This is a genomic window from Streptomyces sp. NPDC001970 (assembly GCF_053594115.1).
Genome location: NZ_JBSFDW010000049.1, coordinates 43,946 through 49,945, shown reverse-complemented (window position 1 = coordinate 49,945; position 6,000 = coordinate 43,946). Strand labels below are relative to the sequence as shown.

Sequence of the window (6,000 nt, the reverse complement as noted above, 5' to 3'; positions counted from 1 at the left end):
CCCAACCACAACCACAAGACGCAAACCCAGTAAAACCTTGTTGTCCGGGTTTTGACCCGGGTTGAATTCCCTAGCGATGTGCAAGCGAACCACCTTGCTTCGCAAGGTGGTTCGCAACCCGCTCTGCGGGTTGCGAACTCCCCAGCTTCGCTGGGGAGTTGCGGTTCGCTTCGCTCACCGCGCCTCGGCTTCGCCGAGGCCGGCCCCTCCGCTTCGCTCCAGGGCCGATACGGGCCGCGTTGCGGTCCGTTGTGGGCGGGTCCGCTGCGCTCCCCCGCCCCTGGGGCCTTCCGGCTTCGCCTCCAGGCCTCTGGAGGCCGCTGACGCGGCCTCAGGCTGGCTAGGGGGTGGGGTGCTCGGAGGGGCTGTGTGCTGGGCGAGGATTGAGTTGGTGTCAGCTGAAGAGTCTGCGGATCTGCTTCCCCACACTCTCTCGTGATCCTACGACCCGCTCCGCTGTGTGGATGAGCTCGGCCACTGTGATGCGGAGGCGGTGCTCCCCCTCGTAGCGGCCGTCATCAAGGGTGACCAGGTATGCGCCGTCACTGGACCGGAAGACGGCTCGGGCAGGGCGGTCCTCAGGCAGACTGGGTCTTTGCATCCTTGACGGTATGTAGTGGACGGCCAGGTCCTTCGCCGCCTGCTCGGCTTCTTCCCTGTCTCCTTCGATGTGCCGACTAGAGGTCAGCCTCCACTGGTGCAGCTCGAGAACGTGGGACTCGATGCGCTTCGATTCAACGGTCTGCTCTTCCAGCAGCACATACCAAGAGTGTGTCATGGAGAGAGTGTACGACCGATGCGTGCTTCAAAATAGAGTCTAGATATAGTCTGGAGCTGGTGGTACTCACCGCCGAGGAGTGATGGAGTGCACGCTGACCGGCCGACCGAGGACCCGGGATCAAGGGTTCCCAATGGTCCAGGTAAACGCACCCACACGCCACCGCAGGCAATTTGACAGCAATTCAAAAAGTGGCCGTCCTCGGCCCCCGAAAAGACCATCCCACCATGGCTCCGCCCACACACAGTCCCCTGCGCGGCAGCCATGCTGACGCGCACTCAAGCCCGCGCAGCGATGGCACAGACCCGAGGACCGCCGCCCAGCCGCACCCCCAGCCACCATCATTAACACCCAGGACAAGAAGAGGCAGCAGACGAGGGGAAGTCGGGGCACTCACCACGGGAAACAGGGTGCGTGAGCTGGGGGAACTCTGGTGCCGCAGTGTTGATGGTACGGGGGATGTTGCGAGGGATAGTGCTGGGGATGTTGCGGGTGAATGTGTGGGGTGGCGTTGTCGTCCCCCCCAAAGAGAGTACGATTATGACTGTAGGGCAATGGGGTGAGGCGGCAACCTCCCCCGGCGTACAACCCACCAGGAGGAACAACGTGGCAGCCACGAAAACCCGTAATCGCCGGTCGAGCACTCCGCAGGAGCGTGCGGAAAAGCAGGAAGGACGGGTTGCCGAGCTTAAAGAAACGTTCGACGCGGCGGTATCCGAACTTGCGGGCAGTGACGCGTGGCGAGAGATGCTGAATGGTGCCGTTCACTTCCACCGGTACAGCTTCCGGAACATGATGCTCATCCTTCAGCAGTGCCCGCACGCCTCGCAGGTTGCCGGGTACCGCGAGTGGCAGAAGCGGGGCCGCCAGGTGCGCGGTGGGGAGCGTGCCATCTGGATTCTCGCCCCGATGACCGCCCGTGCGCAGGAGACCGAGTCGGCTCCTGGCAGCGATGAGCCCAGTGAGGACGACAACAACCGGCCCAGGGTGTTCTATCGGCCGGTCAAGGTGTTCGACGTCTCTCAGACGGACCGCATGGACGGTAAGCCCGATCCTGTATCCGTGCCGAGGCTCACCGGTGATGCTCCCGCGCAGATGTGGGACCAACTCGCCCAGTACACCGAGACGCTCGGGTACGCCCTTGAGCGCAGAAGCACCGCCCCGGCCAACGGGTACACCGAGCCCGCCACGCGCACAGTGCACGTAAGTGACGAGTTGGAGAACGCGCACGCCACCAAGACTCTCGGCCACGAGGTTGCGCACATCGTGTGTGAGCACGTGGCCGACTACGAGGAGTACAAGCGGCACCGGGGCCGTATGGAGACCGAGGCCGAGTCGGTGGCGTACATCGTGGCCGGAGTGTTCGGTATGGACTCCGCCGCCGTCTCCGTGCCGTATGTGGCCGGGTGGGCAGGCAACACCCCCGAGGAAGTCCGCGACACCATCAAGGCCGCCGGTAACCGCGTGATGACCGCCGCCCGGACCATCCTGGCCGCCGTCGCGCCGACCGGCGACACCGAGGCCCAGCCCAAGCACTGAGTACCCGCCGGGGCCTGGTCAGCCGGGCCCCGGCCCCTTCCCGCAAGGAGGCGCCCCGCGAGCGCCCCGGCAGACGCCGGCGCGACGGCAGTGCGCGCAGCCGGCGGACCCGCCCCGGCCCACGAGATATCCAAGGAGTGCCGCCGTGCCCGTTCGAGTCTTTTGGAAGTGCCGTCGCAAGGGTTGCCGCCACACGATCGTGCGTGACCAGCGCTCCCACACCGCTACCCGCCGGATCTCCCAGACCCGTTCCAAGCGCTACGAGGTGCCCTATCTGCTGGACGCGTCCGGCCAGCAGCACCCGGCCCATTGGCTTGCCATCCCGATGGAGCCGTCGCAGCGGACAGTGTGGGAGCACAACGGATTGATCTGCCCCGACCACAGTGCCCCGCTGTGGGGCGAGACTCTCCAGGCCAAGTACAACGCGGAGAAGGTCTGCAACGGCAGGTGCGTCAACGCCCGTCGCGCGTCGTGCGAATGCTCATGCAACGGCGAGCGGCACGGCATCGGTTACATGTGACCCGCCGTCACAGGGCGCGGGCAGGTTGCCCGCACCCAATCAAGAGAGTATGATTATGACCGTTGGTTCGGGAGGGGTGGCAACTCCCCCGGACCAGCAGTACAACCCACCAACAGAGGAGCACCCGTGGAAATCAAGGACATCCCGAACTCGGAGCGGGCCCGCCGGGGAGCGGCCGCACTGGACGAGTACACCCGCACCGCGAAGGAGCAGCCGCCGGTCAGCGCCGAGGGCATCGCGAGCATGGCCAAGGCCGCGGCCGACCACGGCGCCCGCGTTACGGGCGACACGGTCACTCTCGCCGAGCAGGCCGAGGCGGACCTGACGGAAGCGGCGCAGCGGCTGACTGACGTCGTGGCTGATGTGCTCCACCACATGGATGGTGCCGACTTCGCCGATGTGCTGATCAGCGGCGCATGGCACGTGTATGGGCTGCAGACCGGCGAAGAGCGCGGCGCCGTCATGGTGCAGACCGCCGACGCCCAGACCGGCGACGTCATCGAGTTCCTGGCAGCCCTCTGCCACGCCGCCGTGACGGTCGCCGAGGACCCGCTGGACATGCTCGCGCGCGGACTGCGGCACTTCGAGGAGGAGGCCGAGGCGGAGCGCATCGCGCACGTCCGCGAGAACCGCAGGCAGCGGCTCACGGCCTGACCGCTTTCCGGGGTGGCGCGGGCGGCAACCCGCGCCACCCCGGCCCAGCTCACCATCCCGGAGGAGAAAGAGAAATCATGAGCAGTCACATGCACCGCGCGTACGCGGCGTTCGAGGCCCTGCTGACCGCGCTGGGACAAGGCAGCCACCACCTGACATGCTGCGCCGAAGGCGCCGACGGACAGATGGTCGTCGCGTGCTTGCAGGTCGAGGTGGACCGCACCGAACCGGGGCCGCCCACCGCATCCGCGCCCGTGGACGACGCGCGCGTATTCACCATCCTGCTTGCCGCCGCCATGGCAACGGGAGGCGGACTGGTCTCGCGGACGTACCGCACCAACGGGGGCAGCGTCGTGCGCGGCTGGAAGACCCAGGACGGGTGGCCGCTCCCGCTCACCGAAGCCGAAGTGTTCTCCGCATTCTGCACCGACGCCCTGACCGGCGACCCCATCTCCCCCGAGCCCGACACCAGCTATCAACCCGGGATCCCGCTGGTGACCCGCACTTAACCACAAGAGAGTAGAAATACAGCTGTCGGGCCAAATGGGGCGGCACCCCCCGGCCCGGCAGCTCCCACCCACCACCCGCGCGGGGGCGGCAGGCCCAACGGCCGCCCCCGCCGCAGCCGAGGGAGTCACATGACGCACGACGGGGTCCCCCCGATCGCACCCGTCCCGGACCTGTCGGATCCGACCGGCATACCCGACGGACCACCACCCGCCGCCGAACCCCTGCGCGACATCAGCCCATGGGACGGCGCCGGCATGACAGCCCACCTTGAAGCCAGCGCCCGCGCCTCGGCCAACAGGGCGGCCCGACGCGCCGCCCGGATTCAGACCACCGGCCGCGGCGTGCGCGCGTGGCACGCCAGCATTCACGCCGCGGTGCTGGACGCACTCGCCGCCGCCGAGACCGCCGCCCCAGCGGCAGACCGCCCCTGGCACGCGTCCCGACTCGACGCCTACGCCGCCGCCTACGGCCTGCGCGGCTGGTACCGGTACACCAACCACCATGGCAAGCACGCCGTACAGGTCAACCGGATCCGCACCCACATGGACGGCAACCACGGGCGCTACTACACAGCCCGCCACGCCCCGCGCGGCAGCGTGATGAACCCCGGCCCCTACACCCATTGCGTGGTGGACCGCGACACCCAGCGCACCGTCTACGAAGCGATCGCACCCCGCATCGCTCACCAGTGGATCAAGGAGCACGAAGCCGCGTAAGCCACCCATCAATCCCGGTGCAGGACCCAGCACCGGAGCCCGCACCGCCGGTCGGCTGAACGCCCGGCAACGCGCACCAACCACCGGTGCGCCCACCGGCCCGGCTAGGCTCGGCGGACGCACCCCACCCCAACCGCCACCGAGCGGACCCACCCTGCTCCGCTGGCGCTCCAACCCACCAGGAAGCCCGCATCGGCGGGGAGGACGTCGAGGCGGCGGAGCGGGTGTGTTGGAGGGCGGAACACCCCGCATCGGCGGGGAGGACCCACGAGGTCGTCGAGCACTGTGGCCAGCATGCGGAACACCCCCGCGTCGGCGGGGAGGACGTCTTCGGGATCGGGAAGGCGATCGCCTCGAACGGAACACCCCCGCGTCGGCGGGGAGGACCCGACACGGCTGTAGTTGCAACCTCATGCAACCGGAACACCCCCGCGTCGGCGGGGAGGACCACTCGATCGCCGGCCTCAGCATCCTCGCCGTCGGAACACCCCCGCGTCGGCGGGGAGGACGCCATCACTGCTCTCCGCGAACTCCTCGCCACCGGAACACCCCCGCGTCGGCGGGGAGGACGCCTCGATGCGCTTGAAAGCGTTCTTCGCCGTCGGAACACCCCCGCGTCGGCGGGGAGGACATGTGGGCCGTGTCGAGTTTGGCTACGTTGACCGGAACACCCCCGCGTCGGCGGGGAGGACGTGTTCGCGTGCATGCTGGCGCGACAGATGGTCGGAACACCCCCGCGTCGGCGGGGAGGACCAGGACGACGCGGCCCTCCGCGCCCAGATGGACGGAACACCCCCGCGTCGGCGGGGAGGACGCGGCCGGTCATGCGGAGCAGGAACCTTTGATCGGAACACCCCCGCGTCGGCGGGGAGGACGTCCAGACCACGCAGTATTGGTCGAAGGCAGCCGGAACACCCCCGCGTCGGCGGGGAGGGCACGTCCGCGTCTTTGCCGCCGCCCATCGCGACCGGAACACCCCCGCGTCGGCGGGGAGGACATCTGGTGCCAGCTCGAGCCGGGGGTGCACACCGGAACACCCCCGCGTCGGCGGGGAGGACGGTGGGCGCGGTCTCCAGGTAGCGGGAGAACGCGGAACACCCCCGCGTCGGCGGGGAGGACGACGGCGGATGTGACAATCTTGCTCACTGGTTCGGAACACCCCCGCGTCGGCGGGGAGGACCCGGACTCCGCCGTATCCAAGGCCCCCAGAAACGGAACACCCCCGCGTCGGCGGGGAGGACCTACGCGGCATCGGCGACGAACTGGCCGCTGACGGAACACCC

At 68.5% G+C, this 6,000-nt stretch carries 6 protein-coding genes and 1 CRISPR repeat array (1 of these 7 running past the window's edge); of the genes, 5 read left to right on the top strand and 1 reads right to left on the bottom strand.

Translation table 11 applies throughout. The features are described from left to right. Positions 1-394: 394 nt before the first annotated feature. A complete protein-coding gene (locus ACWCP0_RS37375) occupies positions 395-778 on the bottom strand; it encodes a hypothetical protein (RefSeq protein ID WP_451083201.1) in 384 nt (127 codons plus the stop codon). A gap of 447 nt (positions 779-1,225) precedes the next feature. On the opposite strand from ACWCP0_RS37375, the gene ACWCP0_RS37370 reads away from it, so the two are divergent. The 5 genes from ACWCP0_RS37370 to ACWCP0_RS37350 all read left to right on the top strand — a co-directional run bounded on the left by ACWCP0_RS37370 (position 1,226) and on the right by ACWCP0_RS37350 (position 4,717). Beyond that, positions 1,226-2,317: an ArdC family protein gene (locus tag ACWCP0_RS37370; RefSeq protein WP_451083204.1), complete on the top strand. Its 1,092-nt coding sequence runs from the start codon at positions 1,226-1,228 to the stop codon at positions 2,315-2,317. 145 nt (positions 2,318-2,462) lie between these two features. Then, complete coding sequence (locus tag ACWCP0_RS37365) at positions 2,463-2,837, top strand: hypothetical protein (RefSeq protein ID WP_451083200.1); 375 nt, start codon at positions 2,463-2,465, stop codon at positions 2,835-2,837. Positions 2,838-2,963: 126 nt separating this feature from the next. Continuing rightward, the gene (locus tag ACWCP0_RS37360) at positions 2,964-3,491 is read left to right on the top strand and encodes a hypothetical protein (protein WP_451083199.1); all 528 of its coding nucleotides are present in this window, start codon (positions 2,964-2,966) and stop codon (positions 3,489-3,491) included. 77 nt (positions 3,492-3,568) lie between these two features. Beyond that, a complete protein-coding gene (locus ACWCP0_RS37355; RefSeq protein ID WP_451083198.1) occupies positions 3,569-4,000 on the top strand; it encodes a hypothetical protein in 432 nt (143 codons plus the stop codon). Between the two features lie 129 nt (positions 4,001-4,129). After that, complete coding sequence (locus ACWCP0_RS37350) at positions 4,130-4,717, top strand: hypothetical protein (RefSeq protein WP_451083197.1); 588 nt, start codon at positions 4,130-4,132, stop codon at positions 4,715-4,717. A 297-nt stretch (positions 4,718-5,014) separates the two neighbouring features. Then, positions 5,015-6,000: a CRISPR direct-repeat array (repeat unit 29 nt; unit sequence CGGAACACCCCCGCGTCGGCGGGGAGGAC) (it continues 324 nt past the right edge of the window).